At 72.4% G+C, this 24,685-nt stretch carries 20 protein-coding genes and 1 pseudogene; 9 read left to right on the plus strand and 12 right to left on the minus strand.

What is annotated here, in order from left to right; all coding sequences use genetic code 11:
- Positions 1–35: 35 nt before the first annotated feature.
- Positions 36–2,540, plus strand: coding sequence for a DEAD/DEAH box helicase (locus ABB07_RS17545; protein WP_208899587.1), 2,505 nt, complete (start codon positions 36–38; stop codon positions 2,538–2,540).
- Positions 2,541–2,664: 124 nt separating this feature from the next.
- On the opposite strand, the pseudogene ABB07_RS40865 reads toward ABB07_RS17545, so the two are convergent.
- From ABB07_RS40865 to ssd, 7 genes and pseudogenes are all read right to left on the minus strand, one after another.
- Positions 2,665–3,075 (minus strand): annotated as a pseudogene (locus tag ABB07_RS40865) (Rv3654c family TadE-like protein); the annotation flags it as partial.
- A gap of 206 nt (positions 3,076–3,281) precedes the next feature.
- Positions 3,282–3,629 carry a TadE family type IV pilus minor pilin gene (locus ABB07_RS17555; RefSeq protein ID WP_208899588.1) on the minus strand — a complete coding sequence of 116 codons (348 nt, stop codon included), beginning with the start codon at positions 3,627–3,629 and terminating at the stop codon, positions 3,282–3,284.
- 22 nt (positions 3,630–3,651) lie between these two features.
- On the minus strand, positions 3,652–3,855 hold the full coding sequence (locus ABB07_RS17560) for a DUF4244 domain-containing protein (RefSeq protein ID WP_208899589.1): 204 nt from the start codon (positions 3,853–3,855) through the stop codon (positions 3,652–3,654).
- 87 nt (positions 3,856–3,942) lie between these two features.
- Positions 3,943–4,722, minus strand: a complete 780-nt coding sequence (locus tag ABB07_RS17565; RefSeq protein WP_208899590.1) for a type II secretion system F family protein — start codon at positions 4,720–4,722, stop codon at positions 3,943–3,945.
- A complete protein-coding gene (locus tag ABB07_RS17570; RefSeq protein WP_208903489.1) occupies positions 4,719–5,564 on the minus strand; it encodes a type II secretion system F family protein in 846 nt (281 codons plus the stop codon). Before ABB07_RS17570 ends, ABB07_RS17565 begins: the two co-directional genes overlap by 4 nt.
- A gap of 14 nt (positions 5,565–5,578) precedes the next feature.
- On the minus strand, positions 5,579–6,784 hold the full coding sequence (locus ABB07_RS17575; RefSeq protein WP_208899591.1) for a TadA family conjugal transfer-associated ATPase: 1,206 nt from the start codon (positions 6,782–6,784) through the stop codon (positions 5,579–5,581).
- On the minus strand, positions 6,781–7,887 hold the full coding sequence (ssd, locus tag ABB07_RS17580) for a septum site-determining protein Ssd (protein WP_208899592.1): 1,107 nt from the start codon (positions 7,885–7,887) through the stop codon (positions 6,781–6,783). The genes ABB07_RS17575 and ssd overlap by 4 nt, the downstream gene beginning before the upstream one ends.
- Before the next feature lie 592 nt (positions 7,888–8,479).
- Here ssd and ABB07_RS17585 point away from each other — a divergent pair.
- A complete protein-coding gene (locus tag ABB07_RS17585; RefSeq protein WP_208899593.1) occupies positions 8,480–9,310 on the plus strand; it encodes an HAD family hydrolase in 831 nt (276 codons plus the stop codon).
- A 408-nt stretch (positions 9,311–9,718) separates the two neighbouring features.
- On the opposite strand, the gene ABB07_RS17590 is transcribed toward ABB07_RS17585, so the two are convergent.
- On the minus strand, positions 9,719–10,543 hold the full coding sequence (locus ABB07_RS17590; RefSeq protein ID WP_208899594.1) for a Fic family protein: 825 nt from the start codon (positions 10,541–10,543) through the stop codon (positions 9,719–9,721).
- A gap of 101 nt (positions 10,544–10,644) precedes the next feature.
- Between ABB07_RS17590 and ABB07_RS17595 the strand changes: the two genes are divergently transcribed.
- Complete coding sequence (locus ABB07_RS17595) at positions 10,645–11,637, plus strand: ATP-binding protein (protein ID WP_208899595.1); 993 nt, start codon at positions 10,645–10,647, stop codon at positions 11,635–11,637.
- Positions 11,638–11,646: 9 nt separating this feature from the next.
- Here the strand turns inward: ABB07_RS17595 and ABB07_RS17600 are convergent, their stop codons facing one another.
- Positions 11,647–12,921: a polysaccharide deacetylase family protein gene (locus tag ABB07_RS17600; RefSeq protein ID WP_208899596.1), complete on the minus strand. Its 1,275-nt coding sequence runs from the start codon at positions 12,919–12,921 to the stop codon at positions 11,647–11,649.
- 264 nt (positions 12,922–13,185) lie between these two features.
- On the opposite strand from ABB07_RS17600, the gene ABB07_RS17605 reads away from it, so the two are divergent.
- From ABB07_RS17605 to ABB07_RS40870, 6 genes are all read left to right on the plus strand, one after another.
- Positions 13,186–15,750: a SulP family inorganic anion transporter gene (locus ABB07_RS17605; RefSeq protein WP_208899597.1), complete on the plus strand. Its 2,565-nt coding sequence runs from the start codon at positions 13,186–13,188 to the stop codon at positions 15,748–15,750.
- A 162-nt stretch (positions 15,751–15,912) separates the two neighbouring features.
- Positions 15,913–17,868 carry an acetate--CoA ligase gene (gene acs, locus ABB07_RS17610; protein WP_208899598.1) on the plus strand — a complete coding sequence of 652 codons (1,956 nt, stop codon included), beginning with the start codon at positions 15,913–15,915 and terminating at the stop codon, positions 17,866–17,868.
- A 187-nt stretch (positions 17,869–18,055) separates the two neighbouring features.
- On the plus strand, positions 18,056–19,453 hold the full coding sequence (gene nhaA, locus ABB07_RS17615; protein ID WP_425264730.1) for a Na+/H+ antiporter NhaA: 1,398 nt from the start codon (positions 18,056–18,058) through the stop codon (positions 19,451–19,453).
- Between the two features lie 174 nt (positions 19,454–19,627).
- Positions 19,628–20,116: a phage holin family protein gene (locus ABB07_RS17620; RefSeq protein ID WP_208899599.1), complete on the plus strand. Its 489-nt coding sequence runs from the start codon at positions 19,628–19,630 to the stop codon at positions 20,114–20,116.
- Complete coding sequence (locus ABB07_RS17625) at positions 20,113–21,033, plus strand: alpha/beta fold hydrolase (protein ID WP_208899600.1); 921 nt, start codon at positions 20,113–20,115, stop codon at positions 21,031–21,033. The genes ABB07_RS17620 and ABB07_RS17625 overlap by 4 nt, the downstream gene beginning before the upstream one ends.
- A 336-nt stretch (positions 21,034–21,369) precedes the next feature.
- Positions 21,370–21,549: a hypothetical protein gene (locus ABB07_RS40870; protein ID WP_244189402.1), complete on the plus strand. Its 180-nt coding sequence runs from the start codon at positions 21,370–21,372 to the stop codon at positions 21,547–21,549.
- A gap of 43 nt (positions 21,550–21,592) precedes the next feature.
- On the opposite strand, the gene ABB07_RS17630 is transcribed toward ABB07_RS40870, so the two are convergent.
- The 3 genes from ABB07_RS17630 to nth form a co-directional block, all read right to left on the minus strand.
- Positions 21,593–22,792, minus strand: a complete 1,200-nt coding sequence (locus tag ABB07_RS17630) for a MarP family serine protease (RefSeq protein WP_208899601.1) — start codon at positions 22,790–22,792, stop codon at positions 21,593–21,595.
- Between the two features lie 13 nt (positions 22,793–22,805).
- Positions 22,806–23,501, minus strand: coding sequence for an NUDIX hydrolase (locus tag ABB07_RS17635; RefSeq protein ID WP_208899602.1), 696 nt, complete (start codon positions 23,499–23,501; stop codon positions 22,806–22,808).
- Positions 23,502–23,563: 62 nt separating this feature from the next.
- Positions 23,564–24,589: an endonuclease III gene (gene nth / locus ABB07_RS17640; protein WP_208899603.1), complete on the minus strand. Its 1,026-nt coding sequence runs from the start codon at positions 24,587–24,589 to the stop codon at positions 23,564–23,566.
- Positions 24,590–24,685 lie beyond the last annotated feature (96 nt).

Here is a 24,685-nt window from a genome sequence, read left to right on the forward strand (position 1 = left end):
CGGCTTGCGGCCCCCGGGACGCATCGCCAGCCGCGATGGCATTCAATCACTTACCGGCAGGCGTGCACGACGCCTTGGCTCCATTGTCCGTCACGCCAGTGACACACTCGGTGCCGATGGCCAAGAATCACCGATCCGATCGATCCCCGGCAGCCCCGGCGTCCCGCCCGTCTCCGGGCGCGGTCCTGGACCGGCTCGCCTCCGGGCCGAGCCGGTCTGCGCGCATCACTCATACGGAGCACTTGCCCCCGCGCGCGGGCCGCCATGCCGTCTGGCCTGACCGAATCCGGGCCGAGGTGATCGCGGCCGTCCGGGCGTGCGGCATCGAACACCCCTGGGCCCATCAGGCGCTGGCCGCCGAGCACGCCCTGGACGGCGACTCGGTGGTCGTCGCCACCGGCACCGCCTCCGGCAAGTCCCTCGCCTACCTCGTGCCCGTCCTGTCCACCCTGATGGATGGCGCCGAGGCTCCGAACGGCCGAGGGGCCACCGCGCTCTACCTGGCCCCCACCAAGGCGCTCGCGGCGGATCAGTGCCGGTCGGTGAAGGAACTTTCACAACCGCTCGGCACCTCGGTGCGCCCGGCCGTGTACGACGGCGACACCCCGTTCGAGGAACGGGAGTGGATCCGCCAGTACGCCAACTACGTCCTCACCAACCCCGACATGCTGCACCGCGGCATACTTCCCTCCCACCCGCGCTGGGCCTCCTTCCTGAAGGCGCTCAAGTACGTCGTCATCGACGAGTGCCACACCTACCGGGGCGTCTTCGGCTCGCACGTCGCCCAGGTGCTGCGCCGGCTGCGCCGCCTGTGCGCGCGCTACGGCGCCTCACCCGTCTTCCTGCTGGCCTCGGCGACGGCCGCCGAGCCCGCCGTCGCCGCCCGCCGGCTGACCGGCCTGCCGGTGACCGAGGTCGCCGACGACGCCTCCCCGCGCGGTGAACTCGTCTTCGCCCTGTGGGAGCCCCCGCTCACCGAGCTGCACGGCGAGAAGGGCGCACCCGTACGGCGGACGGCCACCGCCGAGACCGCCGACCTGCTGACCGACCTCACCGTGCAGGGCGTGCGCTCGGTGGCCTTCGTACGGTCCCGGCGCGGCGCCGAGCTGATCTCGGTGATCGCCCAGGAGAAGCTGGCCGAGGTGGACCGCGCCCTGGTCCGGCGGGTCGCGGCCTACCGCGGGGGCTATCTCCCCGAGGAGCGCCGCGCCCTGGAGCGCGCCCTGCACTCCGGTGAACTCCTCGGGCTCGCCGCCACGACGGCCCTGGAACTCGGCGTGGACGTCTCCGGCCTGGACGCGGTGGTCATCGCCGGCTATCCGGGCACGCGCGCCTCCCTGTGGCAGCAGGCGGGGCGCGCGGGCCGCTCCGGCCAGGGCGCCCTCGCGGTCCTCGTCGCCCGCGACGACCCGCTGGACACCTTCCTGGTGCACCACCCCGAGGCCCTGTTCGACCAACCGGTGGAATCCACCGTCCTCGACCCCGACAACCCCTACGTCCTCGCCCCGCACCTGTGCGCGGCGGCGGCGGAACTCCCGCTCACCGAGGAGGACCTGGACCTCTTCGGCCCCGCCTGCGCGGATGTGCTGCCGCAGCTGGAGGCCGCGAAGCTGCTGCGCCGGCGGACGAAGGCCTGGCACTGGACACGCCGCGAGCGGGCCGCCGACCTGACCGACATCCGCGGCGCGGGCGGGCGCCCGGTGCAGGTCGTCGAGTCCGGCACCGGCCGCCTGCTCGGCACGGTCGACGCGGGCGCCGCGCACTCCACGGTCCACGAGGGCGCGGTCCACCTGCACCAGGGCCGCACCTACCTGGTGCGGCACCTGGACCTGGAGGACTCGGTCGCCCTGGTCGAGCAGGCCGACCCGCCGTACTCCACGGTCGCCCGTGACACCACCTCCATCTCCATCCTGGAGACCGACACCGAGATCCCCTGGGGTGCCGGCCGCCTCTGCTACGGCTCGGTCGAGGTCACCAACCAGGTGGTCTCCTACCTCCGCAGACGCCTCATCACCGGCGAAGTGCTCGGTGAGACCAAACTCGACCTCCCTCCTCGTACGCTGCGCACGCGCGCGGTGTGGTGGACGGTCACCGACGACCAGCTCGACGAGGCCCGGATCATCCCGGAGATCCTCGGCGGCTCCCTGCACGCCGCCGAGCACGCCTCCATCGGTCTGCTCCCGCTCTTCGCGACCTGCGACCGCTGGGACATCGGCGGCGTCTCGGTCCCGCTGCACCCGGACACCCTGCTGCCGACGGTCTTCGTGTACGACGGCCACCCCGGCGGCGCGGGCTTCGCAGAGCGCGCCTTCCACACCGCCCGAACCTGGCTCGCCGCCACCCGCGAGGCCATCGCGTCCTGCGAGTGCGAGGCCGGCTGCCCGTCCTGCATCCAGTCCCCCAAGTGCGGCAACGGCAACGACCCGCTGCACAAGAGGGGGGCGGTACGGCTCCTCACGGTGCTGCTGCGGGGGGCGCCGGAGGAGAAGGCGGGGGTGCCGACGGAAGATGCGGCCCCGGGGCAGGCACCCCCCGCTTGAGCGCGTCCGGCCGCAGTGCCGCAGGGCCCGATCCCGTGGGCCCCGAGGGCCGCGATTCCGTGGGCACTGACCCCGCAGGCCTCGACCCCGTGGGCCCCAACCCCGCAGGCCTCGACCCCGTGGCCCCCGCTTCCTCCGGCACCGGTCCCGCCGGCCCCGCTCTGGCCCTGGCCTCCGCCGCGAACGGCCCTCTTCCCGAGGCCGCCGTCACGTCCGAGGTCTCGCCGGCGATCGCGCACCGCACCAGCCGTACCCCCTGGGCCGCAGCCAGCCGCTCGGCCCGTGCGCAGGCCGCCGCGCCACCCTCCTCCCAGTGGGCCGCCGCCGCGAGCGCCGCCAGATCCGCCCCGCCGGCCGCCCGGTGCCGGACGACGACGGCCTGCCCCAGCGCCAGCACGGCGCCGAACACCGCGCACAGCACGGCCATCGCCCCCAGACTCCACACGGTGGCGGACCCTCGGTCGGACCCCCGGTCGGTCCGCTGCCGGGCCTGCACGGCGCCAGACACCGGGTCCGGGTGCCGCCGGCTCCACATGGCGCCGGACCCCCGGTCCGAGTCCCGCCGAATCCACACGGCGCCAGCCCCCCGGTCCGAGTCCCGCCAGCTCGACACGGCGCCAGCCCCCCGATCCGAGTGCCGCCGACTCCGCACAGCGCCAGCCCCCCAGTCCGAGTCCCGCCGAATCCACACAGCGCCGGCCCTTCGGTCCGAGTAGGGCCGGCTCCTCGCCCCCTCTCCCCTCACTTGGCCGCCTCCCCGGTCGCTGCTGTCGCCGGGGGCTCCTCGGCCGGTGCGACGGCCTGCTCCCGTACTTCGAACGGCAGGCCGCTCAGCACCGGTGGTCCGGCCACCACCGTCACCCGTACCCGGTCGCCCTCGCGCCGGACCGTCACCCGGGCGCCGTGCGGCGCGGCCTCCCGGGTCACCGTCACCACGGCGTCGGCGGGGTCCTGACGGGCTGCGGCCCGGGCGCCGATGCGGGCGGCGTCCACGCACTGGATCTGCGCGGCCACCACGAGCAGCCCCCAGACCAGCGCCATCGTGAACGCCACCAGCACACACAGCACCACGGCCGCCTCAGCGGTCACGAATCCCCGGTCCGCCCCTCGCTCACATCCGCGCACTGAGGGCCTTCTTCACGATGTCCTGCAGCTCCGCCCGGACCTGGCCGCTGGTGACGACCTCGTAGAGCAGCAACGCGAATCCGACGGCCGCGATGATCCCCATCGCGTACTCGGATGTCACCATTCCGGTGTCCCGGCGGCCCTTGCCCAGCAGCCGTACCGCCGCCGCTTCCCTGATCTTCCTGTGCATTCCAACCCCCGTGGGATTCAGCTCTTTCGTGGTTCTCCGCGATCGCCCGGTTCATCGACCGCTCGCGCTCGTTCGCTCTCGGACGCCTCACCTGCCTCCCCGCATGCCGCCCGCGAGTCCGATCACGACGGGCAGCACGCCGACCGCGATGAAGGCGGGCAGGAAGCACAGGCCCACCGGCGCGGAGATCAGTACGGCCGCGCGCCGGGCGCGGGCGGTCGCGGTGCGGGCCCACTGGGCACGTGCGTCGGAGGCGAGGCGGGCGGCCGGTTCGGCCGCCGGAAGCCCGGACTCGTCGGCCCGTTCGAGCAGCCGCGCCAGCGCCGCGGCGCCGGGCAGCTGGGCCAACCCCCGCCAGGCGGCGGCCGGTTCGCCGCCGAGCCGGACCTCGGCCGCGCCCCGCGCCAGCGCTCGCCCGACCGGCCCGCCGAGCGCCTCCCCGACCGCCTGTGCGGCGACCACCGGTCCCGCACCGGCCGCGATACAGGCGGCCAGCAGATCGGCGGCCAGCGGGAGTTGGCGCGTGGCGGCGGCCGTGTCGACCGCCTCCGCCCGGCCGGCGGCCAACTGCCGGCCCCGCCACCACCACAGCACGACCCCGGCACCCAGCCCCAGCACGGCCCCGGTCACACCACCGGCCAGAACCCAGGCACCGCCCACCGCCCCGGCCAACGGCAGCCACCGCCGCGCCTGGCCCGCCGACGCGAACTTCCGCCTGGGCACCGGTACTTCCGTTCCGAGCAGCTCGGCCACCCGCCGTCGTGCCCGACGCCGCCTCCGGACCAGGTCCAGCCGCCGAACAGCCCAGCCGAGGACCAGCACGACGCCTCCGGCCGTCCCCAGACTGTGGACAACGTCCGCGCTCACACCGCCCCCGCTCCCCGCACGATCCGCACGGCCCACCACATCCCGGCCGCCTCGAAAGCGGACCCCACTGTCAGGCAGCCCAGGCCGGCGCCGGTGTGGAGCAGGACGTGGAGGGGGGCCGCGCCCATGGCCGAGCCGAGAAGGAGGCCGAGGGCGGGGAGCACGGCCAGCAGCACCGTGGTGGCCCGGGCGCCTGCCAGCTGGGCGTGCAGGTCGGCGCGCTGGTCCCGTTCGGCGCGCAGGGCCGCGTCCAGTCGGTCCAGGCCCGCCGCGAGCCCGGCGCCCCGGTCCACGGCCACCCGCCAGCACGCGGCCAGCCCGAGCAGGCCCTCCGCGCCCGGCTGCCGGGCCGCCGCGGCGAGCGCGCCCGGCACGTCCCCGCCGAACCGGGCCGCCGCGACCACGGCGGCCTGCGCCTCCCCTAGCCCGCCGGAGTCCCGCGCCGCCCGCAACAACGCCTCACCCGGCTGTCGTCCGGCGCGCACCTCCCCGGCGAGAGCCCCGCACAGGACGATCACCGCGTCCGCCCGCCGCTCCCGGACCCGCCGGGCCTGCCGGGCCAGCCGCACCCGGCGCAGCACCGGCACCCCGGCCGCCCCCGCGGCGACCGGGATCACCGAGGCCCCCAGCAGCCCGAGCGCCAGGCCGGCCGCGAGCGCCCACCACTCGGCCCCCAACCGGCCACACAGCCGCCGTAGTTCCGGGCGGAGCCAGCCCCAGGTGTGCGGGCCGGCCGCCACCGCTCCGCCGCCCGCGAGCAGCAGCCGCGCCCGCCGCATTCCGTAGTGCCCGCCGCACAGCAGCCAGACCAGCGCGCCGAGACAGATCAGCGCCGCGCCCATGGACGTCTCACCGATCACTTCCCGCACCCCTCTCCGATCTCCGAGTCCGTCCCGGCGTCCAGGAGCCCCTCCAGCCGCTCCCAGCCGCGCTCCCGTACGAAGGCCCGCTCGCCCCAGCGCAGGGCCGGCACCGTCCGGACCAACCCCGTGGTGTCCCGTTCCAGCACGTGCACCTCGGCGATCCGGCGCCGCCCGGACCGGTCCCGTACGAGGTGCAGGACCACGGAGAGCGCGGCCGCGAGCTGGCTGTGCAGCGCGGCCCGGTCGAGCCCGGCTGCCGTGGCCAGGGCCTCCAGGCGGGCCGGGACGTCTCCGGCGGCGTTGGCGTGGACCGTGCAACAGCCACCCTCGTGACCCGTGTTGAGGGCCGCGAGCAGATGCACGACCTCGGGTCCACGGACCTCTCCGACGACCAGCCGGTCGGGCCGCATCCGCAGCGCCTGCCGGACGAGGTCCTCCAGGGTGACCAGGCCCGCGCCTTCCTGGTTGGCGGGCCGGGTCTCCAGCCGGACGACGTGGGGGTGGTCCGGGCGCAGTTCGGCCGAGTCCTCGGCGAGCACGATCCGTTCACCCGCGCCGACCAGCCCCAGCAGTGCGCTGAGCAGGGTCGTCTTACCGCTCCCGGTGCCTCCGCTGACGAGGAAGGACAGCCGGGCCGCCAGCAGGGCGCGCAGGATCCGGTCGCCGCCGGGCGGCACCGTGCCGGCCCGGACCAGCTCCTCCAGCGTGAACGCCCGGGGCCGTACGACCCGCAGGGCCAGGCAGGTGCAGCCGACGGCGACCGGGGGCAGCACCGCGTGCAGCCGGGTGCCGTCGGGCAGCCGGGCGTCCGCCCACGGCCGGGCGTCGTCCAATCGGCGTCCGGCCACGGCGGCCAGCCGCTGCGCGAGGCGTCGCACGGCCGCCGCGTCGGGGAAGGTCACCGACGTCAGCTCCAGGCCGCCGCCGCGGTCCACCCACACCCGGTCCGGAGCGGACACCAGGACGTCGGTGACCTCGGGGTCGGCGAGCAGCGGCTCCAGCGGGCCGGCGCCGACGAGTTCCGACCTCAGCTGCCGGGCCGCGCCGAGGACTTCGGCATCGCCGAGCACCCGGCCCTGTTCGCGCAGCGCCTGGGCCACGCGCGCGGGGGTGGGTTCGGCGCCGCTCTCGGCCAGTCGGCGCCGGACGCCGTCGAGCAGGGCCGCGCCGTCCGCGCGGTCGAGTCCGGTGAGGGTCATCGGGTGCCTCCGGCCTCGACCAGCGCGCGCTCCCAGAAGTTCGCGCAGAAGCGGGCGAGCGGGCCGCGTCCGGTGGCACCGGGCGGTTTCGCGCCGCCCTGCGGACGCAGCAGCGGCGGTTCGACCGGCACCTCGCCGGCCAGCGGCAGGCCGAGCAACCGGGCCACCTCCTGGTCGTCCAGGCCGGGTGCGTACGGCCCGCGGACCGCCACGCGCAGGTCGCGCACGACCATGCCGACGGCGGAGGCGACCCGCCCGGCGGCCGCGACCGCGCGCAGGTCGGCGGGGACGACGAGCAGCGCCAGGTCGAGCTGGGCGAGGACCTCGGCGACCCCGTCGTCGAGGCGGCGGGGCAGGTCGACCACGACCGTGCCGCCGCGCCGGCGGGCGGCGGCCAGCACCGCGCGCACCGCCTGCGGCGGGACGGCGACGCAGTCCCCGCGGTCCCAGCTCAGCACCCGGAGCGAGTGCAGTTCGGGCAGCGACTCCTCCAGGGCGCCCCCGCCCACGCGGCCGCGGGAGGCGGCGAAGGCGGGCCAGCGCAGTCCGTCGGCGCTCTCGCCGCCGAGGAGTACGTCGAGTCCGCCGCCGAGCGGATCGGCGTCCACGAGGAGGGTACGCAGTCCCTCGCGCGCGGAGGTGACGGCGAGCGCGCACGCGAGCGTGGAGGCGCCGGCCCCGCCCCGGCCGCCGATCACCCCGACGGTGAGCGCTGGGCGGCCCACTCCCTCCGCGACGTCGGCGATGCGGTCGACCAGCCACTGCTCGCCGTCGGGAAGCATCAGGACGTGGTCGGCGCCGATCTCGACGGCGCGCTGCCACACCCCCGGGTCGTCCTGGTCACGGCCGACCAGCACCACTCCGCGGCGGCGTGTGGCGCCGCCGACCCGGCGGACGGCGTCGTCGCCGACCAGCACCAGCGGGGCCGCCTCCCAGCCGTCGCCGTGTGCGGGGACGCCGTGGTGGACCTCGGGTGTGGCGCCCGCGGCCGCGCACAGACGCAGCAGGTCGTCCAGGAGTTCGGCGTCCTCGGTGACGATGAGCGGCCTGCCCGGCCGGTCCGGGGAGCCGGGCGGCGGGTCGTGGGTGACGGCTGCGGTCACGGGTGTTCCCCCTTCACTGCGTGGGCCGCGCAGCCCCTGCGGCCACGCGATTCCCAAAGGTGTGAAGAACCGGCGAGCGGCCCTCCATATGAACGGCCGACAGAAACCGGCCATAGGCGCTCCGGCAATCGGAACCGGCCATGAACTCGCCGCTGCCGAGCGCGCTGGAATCACGGTGCAGCGATCCGCGAAATCATGTGGATCTTGGTCGAAAACTGTGGACAACTCGGGGGCTGTGAATATCACCGTCACCCATACCGGTGACCCCTGTACCGACCCCTGTGCGACTTCCACAGAGCAGCGCGACGATTACCCCGAGTAACGGATCATGGGCATGGCAAAACCACGCCCGCAGCGGCGCCGTACCGCAACCGCGGCCTCACGAAGAAAGAGGAGGAGGGAGAAAACCCGTCCGGACATGCGACGACCCCCGCCGGGGGGGAGAGCGGGGGTCGTCCCCACGGCCGACTCGGGGGGGGAGGAGTCGGACCGGGTTAGCACGGTCGCGAACGATCCGTGACTTCCATGGTGTACCCGAGAGCCCTCTCAGGCAAACCCACGCGCCCCACCTTACGCCGAATGGTGGGCGCCTATGCTCTGGGGCGTGGAAAACCACTCCTTGCCCCGCGCAGCAGCCTTCTTTGATCTGGACAAGACGGTCATTGCGAAGTCGAGCACGCTCACCTTCGGCAAGTCCTTCTACCAAGGTGGACTGATCAACCGCAGGGCCGCGCTGCGCACCGCATATGCCCAGTTCGTCTTCCTGGCCGGCGGCCTGGACCACGACCAGATGGAGCGCATGCGCGAGTATCTGTCCACCCTGTGCCGCGGCTGGAACGTGCAGCAGGTGCGGGAGATCGTCGCCGAGACCCTGCACGACCTGATCGACCCGATCATCTACGACGAGGCCGCCTCCCTCATCGAGGAGCACCACTCGGCCGGCCGGGACGTGGTGATCGTGTCGACCTCGGGCGCCGAGGTGGTCGAGCCCATCGGTGAGCTGCTCGGCGCGGACCGGGTGGTGGCCACGCGCATGGTCGTCGGCGAGGACGGCTGCTTCACCGGAGAAGTGGAGTACTACGCCTACGGCCCGACCAAGGCCGAGGCGATCCGGGAGCTGGCCGCGTCCGAGGGCTACGACCTCGACCGCTGCTACGCCTACAGCGACTCGGCGACGGATCTGCCCATGCTCCGGTCGGTCGGGCACCCGCACGCGGTGAACCCGGACCGCGCCCTGCGCCGCGAGGCACTCGCGCGTGGCTGGCCGGTTCTGGAGTTCCGCCGGCCGGTCCCGCTGAAGAAGCGGCTGCCCGCGTTCTCCGTCCCGCCCCGCCCCGCACTGGTCGCGGCGGCGGCCATAGGGGCGGCGGCCGCGACCGCCGGCCTCGTCTGGTACGCCAGCCGGCGCCGCAACACCGCCTGACCCCGCGACGCCGTCCGTCCGCCGCCCGTTTCACCCTTGTTTGCGTCCAAAAGTAAAGAACCGCATGCTGGACTTTCGCTTCCTCCCGGCTCGCGGTACAAAGGCCTTAGGCCCGCGAGACCAAAGGAAATCCGCGAGGATCACCTGTCATACGCACTTGGCCCACGGACCACGCATGAACACCGGGCACCCACGCGACGTCGACCCGTCGATTACGGGCCAGCCGCACCAGGTGACGGGCAAAGACCCCGACCTGATGGGCATCATCGAGGACGCTTGGTAACCCGGTGGACGTGCCAGCGGCGGTACGAGGACTCGTACCGCCGCATTCGTGTCCGGCCGCGTTCGTGTCCGGCCTCGTTCGTGTCCGGCCGCGCAAGGGGGGCCGTTTGCCGTTTCCCGGGGAACTCAGGCCGCGCCGCGCTGCAGCGCCTCGCACACCGCCGTCGACTCGCGCGCGCCCAGTTCGACCGCCCGGCCGCAGTGTGCGATCCAGGCCGCCATGCCCTCGGGGGTGCCGGAGGTGTACCCGTCCAGCGCCGCCAGATACGAGGCGCGGCCCAGCTCGGCGTGACCGACCTCGGCCGGGCAGATCGACTTCGGGTCCAAGCCGCTGCCGATCAGCACGATCCGCTCGGCCGCGCGCGCGACCAGGCCGTTGTGCGAGACGAAGGGCCGTAGCGCGAGCAACTCCCCGTGCACCACCGCGGCCGTGACCAGCGCCGGAGCGGACGTGCCGGCGATGATCAGGTCCGCGAGCCCCTCCAGCCGGCCGGAGACCTCCGCCGCGTCCGGCAGCGGCAGCTCGATCAGCGGTTCGTCCACGCTCTCGCCGGCCTGGCGCGGCCTGCCGACCTCGTCACCCTGGCTCGCCGCGGCCACCAGGTGCAGCCGGGCCAGCACCCTCAGGGGCGACTGACGCCAGATGGACAGCAGCTGCCCCGCCTCCGCCGACAGCCTGAGAGCCGCACCCATGACCCGCGCCTCGGCGTCGCCGCTGAAGTCGGTACGCCGCCGCACCTCCTCCAGGGCCCAGTCCGCCCCGGACAGCGCCGCGGAGCCACGGGCACCGCGCAGGGCCGCCTCGGAGGTGATCTCTGCGCTGCGGCGCCGCATGATCCGGTGCCCGTAGACCCGGTCCACGGCCTTGCGCACGGATTCCACGGAGTCGGCCACACCGGGCAGCGAGCCCAGGGCGGCGAGCGGGTCGGCGTTCGCGCCTGTCGTACTCATGAGTACGACACTACGCACCCCACCGGCCGACCCCTCGAAGGAGTGGTCTTCTTCACTTCAGCATGACACACACAGCGATCACCCGACTACCGTTGGTGAACATGAAAATTGCTTTCGTCGGGAAGGGCGGCAGTGGCAAGACCACGCTCTCCTCCCTCTTCATCCGCCACCTCGTGTCCGCCGGTGCTCCGGTGGTCGCCATCGACGCCGACATCAACCAGCACCTGGGGCCCGCGCTCGGCCTCGACGAGACGGAGGCCGCCGCGCTGCCCGCCATGGGCGAACGGCTGCCGTTGATCAAGGAATACCTGCGCGGCAGCAACCCGCGCATCGCCTCCGCCGCCACGATGATCAAGACGACCCCGCCCGGCGAGGGCTCACGGCTGGTCCGGGTGCGGGAGCCGAACCCGGTCTACGACGCCTGCGCCCGGCCGGTGGAACTCGACGGCGGCGCCGCTCGTTTGATGGTCACCGGCCCCTTCACGGACGCCGACCTGGGGGTCGCCTGCTACCACTCCAAGACGGGAGCGGTGGAGCTGTTCCTGAACCACCTCGTCGACGGCCCCGACGAGTATGTGGTGGTCGACATGACCGCGGGTTCGGACTCCTTCGCCTCCGGCATGTTCACCCGCTTCGACATGACGTTCCTCGTCGCCGAGCCGACCCGGAAGGGGGTCTCCGTCTATCGCCAGTACAAGGAGTACGCCCGCGACTTCGGCGTCGCCCTGAAGGTCGTCGGCAACAAGATCCAGGAGCAGGACGACATCGACTTCCTGCGCGCGGAGGTCGGGGACGACCTGCTCGTGACCGTCGGGCGCTCGGACTGGGTGCGCGCCATGGAGAAGGGCCGGCCGCCCCGGTTCGATCTGCTGGAGGAGGCCAACTCCCGTGCTCTGCACACCCTGCGGGCCGCCGTCGACGCCACCTACGAGCGGCGGGACTGGGAGCGCTACACCCGCCAGATGGTGCACTTCCACCTGAGGAACGCCGAGGCGTGGGGCAACGAGCGCACCGGGGCCGACCTGGCGGCGCAGGTCGACCCGGCCTTCGTGCTCGGCGAAAGCCTCGGCGCGGAGGTCACGACCGCCGTGTGACGCCTCCTGCTACTGCTTGACCGCCGGCGCCCCGGGCACGCCCTTGGGCGCCGGGGCCGGACGGCCGGAGAGGAAGGACGCCCAGCCCTGCCGGGGTGCCTCGCCCACCTCCAGGGTGCGCAGCTTCTCCAGGGTCTTCGGGTCCTGGGCGTCCAGCCAGTCGACCAGCTGATGAAAGGAGACACAGCGCACGTCGGGCTTGTTGCACACCTCCTTCACCACGTCCTCGACGGCGCGCATGTAGGTGCCGCCGTTCCAGGACTCGAAGTGGTTTCCGATGATCAGCGGGGCGCGGTTGCCGTCGTAGGCCCGGTAGAAGCCCTTGATCAGGCCGTCGCGCATCTGGTCGCCCCAGTAGTCGAACTTGTCCGGGTCGCCCTGGGTCTTGGTGCCGGACTGGTTGACCATGAAGTTGTAGTCCATGGTGAGCTGTTCAAAGGTGTGTCCGGGGAAGGGCACGAGCTGCATCGACAGGTCCCACAGGCCCTGCTTCTTCCTGGGCCAGACCTGATTGTTGACACCGCTGGAGTCATAGCGGAAGCCCAACTCACGGGCCGCCTTCGTGAAGTTCTTCTGGCCCTCCAGGCAGGGGGTACGGGCGCCGATCAGCTCCTTGTCGTAGTCGAAGGGCAGCGGGGCCGACTTCTTCATGCCGGTGTTGCTCTTCCAGGTCTTCACGAACTCCTTGGCCTGGGCGATCTCGCTCTTCCACTCGTCCACGGACCAGGTACCCACCCCGCCGTCCGGCCCGCAGAAGTGGCCGTTGAAGTGCGTGCCGATCTCATTGCCCTCCAGCCAGGCGAGCCGGGCCTGCCTGACGGTGTCGGCGATGCCCTTCTCGTCGTTGAACCCGATGTCCGAGCTGCCCGGCGAGTGCTGCGGCGGCTTGTACAGGTCGCGCTTCTCCTTCGGCAGCATGTACACGCCGCTGAGGAAGTAGGTCATGGTCGCGTGGTTCTCCTTGGCGACCTCGCGGAAGTGCGAGAACAGCTTCTGGCTGTCCTCGCCCGCGCCGTCCCAGGAGAACACCACGAACTGCGGGGGCTTCTGACCGGGCTTCAGCCGCTCGGGCCTGGGCAGGTGCGGCTGCGAGCCGGTGTACGCGGTGGATCCGTCGCCGATCAGCCGGAATACGCTGCCGGGCGCCGGAGCCCCCTTCTGTGGGCCGGGCGCAGCTTGCTTCGAACCGTGAGAAACGTGCGAGCCGGTCGTGCAACCGGCGAGCGACGAGGCGCAGGCCGCGGCGACCATGGCACCGACGGCGATCCTCTGGGTGGCGGCCATGTTCCGCCCACCTTCTTCCTTCTCTCTGGCAAACGCTGACGAGGGCCGTTTTCCGGTGATGTGCCGGGCTTGAACCGGCAGCGCCGCCAAGTTCGCACGGGACCGAGAAGGAATTAGTACGACAAGCCGATCAAATGATTACTTCACTCGTGCGAGGGATCGGCTGGGCTGTTTGCCAGGAAAAGCTATGCATGTGCTTTACGTGGCATTACCGTTCATTTGCCAAGCTTTGCTCTATCCCGCCGCCCCGGAGGAGACGGGACCATGTCAGCCTGCGCACTCTCGCCCATCCAAGACCCGCCCCCACCACACGGCGCGCCGCCGGGCCGCCGGGCCCGCTTCCCTGTGGCGGGCGCCGACCTGTCGGCGTCCGTCGCGGTCTTCCTGATCGCTCTGCCCCTGTCCCTCGGCATCGCCCTGGCCACCGGTGCCCCGCTCCAGGCAGGCCTGGTCGCCGCGGCCGCGGGCGGACTCGTCGCCGGCCGGCTCGGCGGCTGCCCGCTCCAGGTCAGCGGGCCCGCCGCCGGACTCACCGTGGTCACCGCCGACCTGATCCACCGCTACGGCTGGCGGGCGACCTGCGGCATCACCGTCCTCGCCGGACTCGCCCAACTCGGCCTCGGCAGCCTGCGGGTGGCGCGCGGCGCGCTCGCGGTCAGCCCGGCCGTGGTGCACGGCATGCTCGCCGGGATCGGCATCACCATCGCCGTCGCCCAGCTGCACATCGTCCTCGGCGGCAGCCCCGACAGCTCCGTCCTCGCCAACCTCCGTGCGCTGCCGACCCAGTTGGCCCACCTGCATCCGGCCGCCGTCTCGATGAGCGCGCTGACGCTCGCCCTGCTGCTGACCTGGCCCCGCCTGCCCGGCCGCACCGGCCGGGTGCTCCGGCGCGTGCCGGCCGCCCTCGTCGCCGTCACCGGGGCCACGGCCACGGCGGCCCTCACCGGCCTGACCCTGCCCCGGGTCGACCTGCCGTCGTGGCGCAGCCACGCACTGGCCGGACTGCCCGAGGGCCCGGCGCCGGGCCTCGCCGCGGCCGTGCTCACCACCACCCTGGTGTGCAGCGTGCAGTCGCTTCTCGGCGCGGTGGCCGTGGACAAGCTGGCCGCGGCCCGACCCGGACCGGGCCCAGGCGTCGGCCGGTCGGACCTGGACCGGGAACTGCTGGGCCAGGGCGCGGCCAACATCGTCTCCGGGGCACTCGGCGGGCTGCCCGTCGCCGGGGTCGCCGTGAGAAGTACCGCCAATGTGAATGCGGGTGCCGTGAGCCGGAACTCCACGATGCTGCACGGCGTTCTCGTAGTAGTCGCCGCGCTGCTGATGGTCCCGGCCCTGGAGGAGATCCCGCTCGCCTCCCTCGCCGCCCTGGTCATGGCCGTCGGTATCCAGATGGTGTCCCTGCACCACATCCGCACGGTGACCCGCCACCGCGAAGTGCCGGTCTACGCCGCGACCACACTCGGCGTGGTGCTCCTCGGCGTCCTGCAGGGCGTGCTCCTCGGGATCGCCGTGGCGGTCGCCGTCGCCCTGCGGCGCCTCGCCCGCACCCGCATCACCCACGAAGAGAAGGAAGGAGTCCATCACGTAAGAATCCGAGGCCAGTTGACATTCCTCGCGGTGCCCAGGCTCAGCCGCTCCCTGCATCTCGTACCCCAAGGCGCCCACGCCGTCGTGGAGTTGGACGGATCGTTCATGGACCACGCGGCGTACGAGTCACTGCAGGACTGGCGCAGCTCCCACACCGCGCGCGGCGGTACGGCGGAGCTGTCGGGCCGGCGCGGCGGAATCCGGACCGCCGGGCCGGAGCTGAGCCCCGGGCCGACCCCGGCTGCCGGACAGAGCCCGCCCACTGGGCCGGACCCTGCCACCGAGCCGACTCCGGTTTCCGGGCGGACCCCGCCCGCCGGGCAGGCCCTCGCCTCCACCGGACAGGCCCCGCCCACCGGACAGGCCCCGCCCGCCGGACATGCCCAGCCCACCGGACAAGCACAGCCCACCGAGCAAGCCCCGCCCGACGCGCAGGCCTCGTCCACCGGGCAAGCCCCGCCCGCCGGGTGCCGGTGGCGGCCCTGGACGCCCTGGCGTGATCACCGGTCTTGCGTCCCGGAGGCCGTCGCCGCTCCGGCGGGACGGGAGGCCGGGCACGAACTGGTCCGTGGGATCGGCTCGTTCCAGCGGCACACCGCGCCGCTGGTGCGTGAGGAGCTGGCGCGGCTCGCCCGGGAGGGTCAGCGGCCCGCGCAACTCTTCCTCACCTGCGCCGACTCCCGGCTCGTCACGTCGATGATCACCGCCAGTGGTCCCGGCGACCTGTTCGTCGTCCGCAACATCGGCAACCTGGTGCCGATGCCGGGCGAGGAGCACGGCGACGAATCGGTGGCGGCCGCCGTCGAGTACGCGGTGGAGGTGCTCGGCGTGCGCTCCATCACCGTGTGCGGGCACTCGGGATGCGGGGCGATGCAGGCCCTGCTGGCCGCGACCGGCACCGGCGCCGGCACCCCGCTGAGTCGTTGGCTGCGGCACGGAAGGCCGAGTCTGGCGCGGATGGCCGGGGACGGCCGTGCCCGGCCCCGGCTCGCCGGGCGGGCCCCGGCGGACGCGGTGGAGCAGTTGTGCCTGATCAACGTGGTCCAGCAGCTGGAGCACCTGCGGGCGCACGACCCGGTGGCCCGGGCGCTGGCGCAGGACCGGCTGGAGCTGCACGGGATGTACTTCCACGTGGGCGAGGCACAGGCGTACGTGCTGGCGGGGAGCGAGAGGGACGGGGGCGGCGTCTTCGAGGTCGTCCGGGGACGCGTCGCGGATGTGTCCCGGACGGCGTACCGGTGAAGGAGGCACACGGTCCGTCCGACAGAGGCCCAGAGCTCGGGCGGAGAAAGGAACTTGCCAACAGGTCTAAACCAATTTTGCCGACGACCCTTGTCAGCGGACCCCCGCGTCTGATGAGCTGTGGCCTGGGACACAACGGACACCCTGCGAGAGGGAGATGTCGTGAGCAACGAAAGCCTGGCCAACCTGCTCAAGGAAGAACGCAGGTTCGCGCCACCCGCCGACCTGGCCGCGCATGCCAACGTCACGGCGGAGGCGTATGCACAGGCCAAGGCTGACAGGCTCGGCTTCTGGGCCGAGCAGGCCCGCCGGCTGACCTGGGCCAAGGAACCGACGGAGACGCTGGACTGGTCGAACCCGCCGTTCGCGAAGTGGTTCAAGGACGGCGAGCTGAACGTCGCCTACAACTGCGTGGACCGGCATGTGGAGGCAGGGCACGGTGACCGGGTCGCCATCCACTTCGAGGGTGAGCCCGGCGACAGCCGCTCGATCACCTACGCCGAGCTGAAGGACGAGGTCTCCAAGGCGGCCAACGCCCTGCTGGAGCTGGGTGTCCGCAAGGGCGACCGGGTCGCCATCTACATGCCGATGATCCCGGAGACCGCGATCGCGATGCTGGCCTCGGCCCGGATCGGCGCCGCGCACTCGGTGGTCTTCGGCGGCTTCTCGGCGGACGCGCTCGCGACCCGCATCCAGGACGCGGACGCCAAGGTCGTCATCACCGCCGACGGCGGCTACCGGCGCGGCAAGCCGTCCGCCCTCAAGCCGGCCGTGGACGAGGCGATCGCCAAGGTCGACAACGTCGAGCACGTGCTCGTGGTGCGCCGTACCGGCCAGGACGTGGCATGGACCGAGGGCCGGGACGTGTGGTGGCACGAGCTGGTCGAGCGGCAGTCGGCCGAGCACAGCCCTCAGGCGTTCGAGGCGGAGCACCCGCTGTTCATCCTCTACACCTCCGGCACGACCGGTAAGCCCAAGGGCATCCTGCACACCTCCGGTGGCTACCTCACCCAGGCGGCGTACACGCACTGGGCGGTCTTCGACCTCAAGCCGGAGACGGACGTGTACTGGTGCACGGCCGACGTCGGCTGGGTCACCGGGCACTCGTACATCGTCTACGGCCCGCTGGCCAACGGCGCGACGCAGGTCATGTACGAGGGCACGCCGGACACCCCGCACCAGGGCCGCTTCTGGGAGATCGTGCAGAAGTACAAGGTCACGATCCTCTACACCGCGCCGACGGCGATCCGGACGTTCATGAAGTGGGGCGACGACATCCCCGCCAAGTTCGACCTGTCCTCCCTGCGCGTCCTCGGCTCGGTCGGCGAGCCCATCAACCCCGAGGCGTGGATCTGGTACCGCAAGAACATCGGTGCCGACACCACGCCCGTGGTGGACACCTGGTGGCAGACCGAGACCGGCGCGATGATGATCTCGCCGCTGCCCGGCGTCACCGAGGCCAAGCCCGGCTCCGCGCAGACCCCGCTGCCCGGCATCTCGGCGACCGTCGTCGACGACGAGGCGAACGAGGTGCCGAACGGCGGCGGCGGTTACCTGGTCCTCACCGAGCCCTGGCCGTCGATGCTGCGCACCATCTGGGGCGACGACCAGCGGTTCATCGACACCTACTGGTCCCGCTTCGAGGGCAAGTACTTCGCCGGTGACGGCGCGAAGAAGGACGAGGACGGCGACATCTGGCTGCTGGGCCGGGTGGACGACGTGATGCTCGTGTCCGGGCACAACATCTCCACCACCGAGGTGGAGTCGGCGCTCGTCTCCCACCCGTCGGTCGCCGAGGCGGCCGTCGTCGGTGCCGCCGACGAGACCACCGGTCAGGCGATCGTCGCGTTCGTGATCCTGCGCGGTACGGCCGCGGAGACCGAGGGGCTCGTCGGCGAGCTGCGCGATCACGTGGGCGCCACGCTGGGCCCGATCGCCAAGCCCAAGCGGATCCTGCCGGTGGCCGAGCTGCCCAAGACCCGCTCCGGCAAGATCATGCGCCGCCTGCTGCGGGACGTGGCCGAGAACCGCCAGCTCGGTGACGTCACCACGCTGACCGACAGCACGGTCATGGACCTCATCCAGGCCAAGCTGCCCGCCGCGCCCAGCGAGGACTAGGCGGAACGGCGGCAGGGGGCGCCCGGTGTCACCACCGGGCGCCCCCTTTCGTTCACCTCACTAACATCTAGCGTCAAAATCCGGTAAAGTGGCAGCCTCAGGGTGTGCCGGGAAGTCTGGTCGGCGACGCCGTCGGCGACCCCGCGCGACGGCGTGATCATCGCCGTACGACCCGGAGGTCCCCGCCGTGGCCGCGCTCCGCACCCCGAAAGCCCCCCGCAAGGCGCTCGGCCGTCTCTCCCTGCCCGAGCGGGCCTTCGTCGCGGATGCGCTACGGACCGAGACCGTCGGCGGTGTCCTGCTGCTCCTGGCCACCGTGGCGGCGCTGATCTGGGCGAACGTCCCCGCCCTGCACCACGGCTACGAGTCGGTCGGCCACTTCCACCTCGGCCCCGGCGCGCTCGGCCTCAACCTCTCCGTCGCCCACTGGGCCGCCGACGGACTCCTCGCGGTGTTCTTCTTCGTCGCCGGGATCGAGCTCAAGCGGGAGCTGGTCGCCGGGGACCTGCGCGACCCCAGGGCGGCCGTGCTGCCCGTGGTCGCCGCGCTGTGCGGCATGGCCGTACCCGCGCTCGTCTACGCCCTCACCACCGCCATGGGCCACGGCTCGACGCAGGGCTGGGCGGTGCCCACCGCCACCGACATCGCCTTCGCGCTCGCGGTCCTCGCCGTCATCGGCACCTCCCTGCCCAGCTCCCTGCGCGCCTTCCTGCTCACCCTGGCGGTGGTCGACGACCTCTTCGCGATCCTGATCATCGCGATCTTCTTCACCGACCGGCTGAACTTCGCCGCCCTCGGCGGGGCCGCGGCCGGACTGGTGGTCTTCTGGGTGCTGCTGCGCAAGGGCGTCCGCGGCTGGTACGTGTACGTGCCGCTCGCCGTGGTGATCTGGGCCCTGATGTACAACAGCGGCGTGCACGCCACCATCGCCGGTGTGGCGATGGGCCTAATGCTGCGCTGCACCACCCGGGAGGGTGAGCGGCACTCCCCGGGCGAGCACGTCGAGCACCTGGTGCGGCCCCTGTCGGCCGGACTCGCCGTGCCGATGTTCGCGCTGTTCAGCGCCGGGGTGAAGGTCTCCGGCGGGGCGCTCGGCGATGTGTTCACCAAGCCGGAGACGCTCGGCGTGGTGCTCGGGCTGGTCGTCGGCAAGACGATCGGCATCTTCGGCGGCACCTGGCTGACCGTCCGCTTCACCCGCGCCTCCCTCAGCGAGGACCTCGCCTGGGCCGACGTCTTCGCGGTGGCCTCCCTCGCCGGCATCGGCTTCACCGTCTCCCTGCTCATCGGCGAACTCGCCTTCGCCGGCGACGCGGTCCTCACGGACGAGGTCAAGGCGGCCGTCCTCACCGGATCGCTCCTCGCGGCACTGTGCGCGACGGTGCTGCTGAAGATACGCAACGCCAGGTACCGCAGGCTGTGCGAGGAGGAGGAGCGCGACGAGGACCTCGACGGCATCCCGGACGTCTACGAACAGGACGACCCGGCCTACCACCTGCGCATGGCCGAGATCCACGAACGCAAGGCCGCCGAACACCGCCGCATCGCCGCCGAGAAGGCCGCCGCGGCGCGCCACGGGCTTTGAGGAAGTGCCGGGCGGGGCAGGCGAGGAGGGCGGGCGTCCGGCATGATCTGACGAGACGGTACAAAACAAGACGGCCACACGAGCGGGCCCGCCGGCCGCGTACGACGGCAGTACGCCGACCGTACGACGGCACGGGGAGCCCGCGGCACGACAGACCTCGTAAGGGAGAACGCGATGAGCGCACCCGACGGCAGCCCGGTCGGCGCCGAACGCAGTATCGGCCAGCTGTTCGCCTCGGCGACGACCGAATTGTCCGCGCTGGTGCACGACGAGATCGCGCTGGCCAAGGCGCAGCTGAAGCAGGACGTCAAGCGCGGCGCGACCAGCGGCGGCGCGTTCACCGCGGCCCTGGTGCTGCTCGTCTTCTCGCTCCCGATGCTCAACTTCGCCCTCGCCTACGGCATCCGGACCTGGAGCCACTGGAACCTGGCGGTCTGCTTCCTGCTGTCCTTCGCGGCGAACGTGCTCATCGCCGGCGTCCTCGCGCTGATCGGCGTGGTGTTCGCGAAGAAGGCCAAGAAGGGCCAGGGAGCGCAGAAGGTGGCCGCCTCGATGAAGGAGACGGCGGGCGTGCTGCAGAACGCCAAGCCGCACCCGCGCGCGGAGCTGCCCGCGGACCGGGCCCCCGCGGCCATCGAGACTGTGGCACGCTCGTCGTCATGACGGACCCCGCCCCTTCGGCCGTACGGATCGAAGGTCCCTGGACGCACAAGGACGTCGCCGCCAACGGCGCGCGCTTCCACATCGCCGAGCTCGGCGACGGCCCCCTGGTGCTGCTGCTGCACGGCTTTCCGCAGTTCTGGTGGACCTGGCGGCACCAGCTGGTCGCGCTTGCCGACGCGGGCTACCGGGCGGTGGCGATGGACCTGCGGGGCGTGGGCGGCAGCGACCGCACGCCCCGCGGGTACGACCCCGCGGGCCTCGCCCTCGACGTCACCGGCGTGATCCGCTCGCTCGGCGAGCCGGACGCGGCGCTGGTCGGCCATGACCTGGGCGGCTATCTGGCGTGGACGGCGGCGGCGATGCGGCCCAAGCTGGTACGGCGGCTCGCCGTGGTGTCGATGCCGCATCCGCGGCGCTGGCGCGCGGCGATGCTGCGGGACGCCCGGCAGACGGCCGCCAACTCCTACATCTGGGGTTTCCAGCGGCCGTGGATCCCGGAGCGTCAACTCACCGCGGACGGCGGTGCGCTGGTCGGCCGGCTGATCCGGGACTGGTCCGGGCCGCGGCCGCCGCAGGAGGAGGCGGTGAAGACCTACCAGCGGGCCATGTGCATCCCGTCGACGGCGCACTGCGCCATCGAGCCGTACCGCTGGCTGGTGCGCTCGCTGGCCCGCCCGGACGGCATCCAGTTCAACCGCAGGATGAAGCGGCCGGTACGGGTGCCCACGCTGCACCTGCACGGCTCGCTGGACCCGGTGACGCGCACCCGCAGCGCGGCCGGTTCGGGCGAGTACGTCGAAGCGCCGTACCGCTGGCGCCTGTTCGACGGCCTCGGCCACTTTCCGCACGAGGAGGACCCGGCCGCCTTCTCCGCCGAGCTCGTCAACTGGCTGCGGGATCCCGAGCCGGACCGGTGAAGTGTCGTCCGCTCGAGCACGGCTGGGGGTCCGGGGGTTATCCCCCGGGAAAGCACAGCCCCCACGAGGAGGACCCGGCCGCCTTCTCCGCCGAGCTCGTCAACTGGCTGCGGGATCCCGAGCCGGACCGGTGAGGCACGCGCGCGGCGGACACGCGCTGCCGTGATGTTCACTCGAAACGGTGAGGGACACCGGTGACCGTGCGGTGACGGTTCGATGCGTGGAGTATCCGGTTGCTGAACAGTTGTCCCCCGAACGGCCACATGCCTTCCGCATAGGCCAATTGGACGGCGCTCAGGCGGTTATCGACCTTCGGGCAGGGGCACACGTCGGGGTATGGGCTGGACGCACGACTACAGTGACGCACCCCGCAACCGCCGCTCGAGCGCCGGTGCGAGCACGTCTCAGCGAGGCAACCCGCAACTCGCGGAAGCCGACCTCCGGGTCGGGATTCCGCGCATCCTGCGCCGCCGGGCCCGCTGGGTCTCGATGCGTCTGCGACACCCGCGCGGCTGAGCCTCCCGGTCATCCGCGCGGCTGAGCCTCTCCTCCGGAATGGTCACAGGGCGCAGTTGTCCGTGCCCACCTGCTCGTTCGCCGTACGCCCCTGCTGGATGTCGGGCTGGATCTCGTCCGCCGTGAGGGCGTAGCCGGTCTCGGCGTCGTCGAGGGACTTGGCGAAGACCACGCCGTACACCCGGCCTTCCGGGGTGAGCAGCGGGCCGCCCGAGTTGCCCTGGCGGACGGTCGTGTACAGCGAGTAGACGTCGCGGCGGACGGTGCCGCGGTGGTAGATGTCCGGGCCGTTGGCCGTGATGCGCCCGCGCACGCGCGCGGCGCGCACGTCGTACGAGCCGTTCTCCGGGAAGCCCGCGACGATCGCGCCGTCACCGCCGGACGCGTCCTGCGCGGAGAACCTGAGGGCGTTCGCCTTCAGATCGGGTACGACGAGCACGGCGATGTCGCGCTTCCAGTCGTACAGGACGACCTTGGCGTCGTACTTGCGGCCCACGCCGCCTATCTGCACGGTGGGCGCGTCGACACCGCCGACGACGTGCGCGTTGGTCATGACCCTGCGGTTGGCGAACACGAAGCCGGTGCCCTCGAGGACCTTGCCGCAGCTGGGGGCGGTGCCGGTGACCTTGACGATGGAGCGCTGGGCCCGCACGGCGACCGGGCTGTTCGCGAGCGCCGGGTCGGGCGGCTGGACGTCCTTGATCGGCTCGTTGGCGAAGGGGCTGAAGACCTGCGGGAAGCCGTTCTGCGCGAGGACGGAGGAGAAGTCCGCGAACCAGGTGTCGGCCTGCGCGGGCAGCGCACGGGAGACTCCGAGGAGCACCTTGGAGCCGCGCACCTCCTTGCCGAGCGTCGGCAGGGTGGTGCCGGCCAGGGCGGAGCCGATGAGCCAGGCCACCAGCAGCATGGCGACGACGTTCACCAGGGCGCCGCCGGTGGCGTCCAGGGCGCGGGCCGGGGACCAGGTGATGTACCGGCGCAGCTTGTTGCCCAGGTGGGTGGTCAGGGCCTGGCCGACGGAGGCGCAGACGATGACGACGACCACGGCGACCACGGCAGCGGTGGTGCCGACGTCCGCGTTGTCGGTCACGGCGTCCCAGATCACGGGCAGCGTGTACACGGCGACGAGGCCGCCGCCCAGGAACCCGATCACCGACAGGATGCCGACGACGAAGCCCTGGCGGTAGCCGACGACCGCGAACCAGACGGCCGCGACCAGCAACAGGATGTCCAGCACGTTCACGAACGACACCCTGTCATGCGCGCCAGTCGAGTGGGACCTGCTTCTCTCTGTCCCAGGGGCGCTCCCAGCCCGCGAAATGCAGCAGGCGGTCGATCACGCCGGCCGTGAAACCCCACACCAGGGCCGATTCGACCAGGAATGCCGGGCCTCGGAAGCCACTGGGATGGACGGTGGTGGCGCGGTTGGCGGGGTTCGTGAGATCCGCCACGGGGACCGTGAAGACCCGCGCCGTCTCGTTCGGATCCACGACGCCGACCGGGCTGGGCTCACGCCACCAGCCGAGCACCGGCGTGACGACGAAACCGCTGACCGGGATGTACAGCGCGGGCAGCACGCCGAAGAGCTGGACACCTTCGGGGTCCAGGCCGGTCTCCTCCTCGGCCTCGCGCAACGCGGCCCTTAGCGGTCCGTCGGTGTGCGGATCGCCGTCCTCGGGGTCAAGCGCGCCGCCGGGGAAGGACGGCTGCCCGGCGTGCGAGCGCAGCGAGCCGGAGCGCTCCATCAGCAGCAGCTCCGGGCCGCGCTCACCCTCGCCGAACAGGATCAGCACGGCCGACTTGCGGCCCGAGCCGTTCTCCGGCGGCAGGAAGCGGCTCAGCTGGAGCGGCTCGACCGTCTCGACGGCCCGCACCACGGGCCCCAGCCACTCCGGCAGTCCCTCCGTGCTGAGTGTCACCGCGCCGCCCCGCGTCTCACTGGCCCTCGCCATCGCCACCCCCCTCGCTCTGCCTGTCTGCCTGTCCAACGCCCGGGGACCCCGAGATCGTTCCGTCACGCGGCCCCCAGTGGCGGGGCCGCCTTGCCGCCCGCGTCGAGGTAGGCCTGCGGGGGCTTCAGGCGCTGGCCGGGGAAGCCGCCCTTCTCGTACTTCAGGAGCTTCCGCGCCTTCTCCGGGTCGGTCTCGCCCTCGCCGTAGGCCGGGCAGAGCGGGGCGATCGGGCAGGCGCCGCAGGCGGGCTTGCGGGCGTGGCAGATCCGGCGGCCGTGCCAGATCACGTGGTGCGACAGGTCGGTCCAGTCGCTCTTCGGGAACAGCGCGCCGACGGCGGCCTCGATCTTGTCCGGGTCGGTCTCGTCGGTCCACTGCCAACGGCGCACGAGCCGCTGGAAGTGCGTGTCCACGGTGATCCCCGGTCGCCCGAAGGCGTTGCCGAGCACGACGAAGGCGGTCTTGCGGCCGACGCCGGGCAGCTTGACCAGGTCCTCGAGCCTGCCGGGGACCTCGCCGCCGAAGTCCTCCACGAGCGCCTTGGAGAGCCCTATGACCGACTTGGTCTTGGCCCGGAAGAACCCGCAGGGGCGCAGGATCTCCTCGACCTCCTCGGGGTTGGCGGCGGCCAGGTCCTCGGGGGCCGGGTACTTCGCGAAGAGCGCCGGGGTGGTCTGGTTGACCCGCAGGTCGGGGGTCTGCGCCGACAGCACGGTGGCGACCAGCAGCTGGAAGGGGTTGTCGAAGTCCAGCTCGGGGTGGGCGTACGGATACACCTCGGCGAGCTCGCGGTTGATGCGGCGGGCGCGGCGCACCAGGGCGGTGCGGGACTCGTCCCTCGGCGGCTTCACGGCGACCTTCTTGACGGGCGCCGCCTTCTTCACCGCCACGGCCTTCCCGGTCGCCACGGCCTTCTTGGCGGGGGCGACCTTCTTGGCCGCGGCCGCCTTCTTGGCAGGGGCCTTCTTGGCAGGAGCCGCCTTCTTGGCCGAGGCCGCCTTCCTGGTCGGCGTCGCCTTCTTGGCCGACGCGGCCTTTTTTGCCGTTTTTCCGGTTTTCTTACTGACGCCGGAGCTCTGTTCGCCCACAGCGGAATCGCGACGTACAACCACCCGCCAAGCCCCCTCAGCCTGTGCTCTCACCGGCGATTTGGACACCCGGCCACCCTAAGGCCCGGCACTGAC

Origin of the sequence: Streptomyces incarnatus, from assembly GCF_001027185.1 — a bacterium.
GTDB classification, from domain to species: Bacteria; Actinomycetota; Actinomycetes; order Streptomycetales; family Streptomycetaceae; genus Streptomyces; species Streptomyces puniciscabiei.

Excerpts from the sequence above, each read along its gene's own strand:
- ABB07_RS17545 (WP_208899587.1), top strand. The coding sequence starts at position 36 with ATGGCATTCAATCACTTACCGGCAGGCGTGCACGACGCCTTGGCTCCA.
- ABB07_RS17570 (WP_208903489.1), bottom strand. The coding sequence starts at position 5,564 with ATGGGCGCGGCGCTGATCTGTCTCGGCGCGCTGGTCTGGCTGCTGTGC.
- ABB07_RS17620 (WP_208899599.1), top strand. The coding sequence starts at position 19,628 with ATGAGCGCACCCGACGGCAGCCCGGTCGGCGCCGAACGCAGTATCGGC.
- ABB07_RS17600 (WP_208899596.1), bottom strand. The coding sequence starts at position 12,921 with ATGGCCGCCACCCAGAGGATCGCCGTCGGTGCCATGGTCGCCGCGGCC.
- ABB07_RS17590 (WP_208899594.1), bottom strand. The coding sequence starts at position 10,543 with ATGAGTACGACAGGCGCGAACGCCGACCCGCTCGCCGCCCTGGGCTCG.
- ABB07_RS17595 (WP_208899595.1), top strand. The coding sequence starts at position 10,645 with ATGAAAATTGCTTTCGTCGGGAAGGGCGGCAGTGGCAAGACCACGCTC.
- ABB07_RS40870 (WP_244189402.1), top strand. The coding sequence starts at position 21,370 with ATGGGCTGGACGCACGACTACAGTGACGCACCCCGCAACCGCCGCTCG.
- ABB07_RS17575 (WP_208899591.1), bottom strand. The coding sequence starts at position 6,784 with ATGACCCTCACCGGACTCGACCGCGCGGACGGCGCGGCCCTGCTCGAC.
- ABB07_RS17585 (WP_208899593.1), top strand. The coding sequence starts at position 8,480 with ATGCTCTGGGGCGTGGAAAACCACTCCTTGCCCCGCGCAGCAGCCTTC.
- ABB07_RS17635 (WP_208899602.1), bottom strand. The coding sequence starts at position 23,501 with ATGGCGAGGGCCAGTGAGACGCGGGGCGGCGCGGTGACACTCAGCACG.
- ABB07_RS17625 (WP_208899600.1), top strand. The coding sequence starts at position 20,113 with ATGACGGACCCCGCCCCTTCGGCCGTACGGATCGAAGGTCCCTGGACG.
- ABB07_RS17560 (WP_208899589.1), bottom strand. The coding sequence starts at position 3,855 with ATGCACAGGAAGATCAGGGAAGCGGCGGCGGTACGGCTGCTGGGCAAG.
- ABB07_RS17605 (WP_208899597.1), top strand. The coding sequence starts at position 13,186 with ATGTCAGCCTGCGCACTCTCGCCCATCCAAGACCCGCCCCCACCACAC.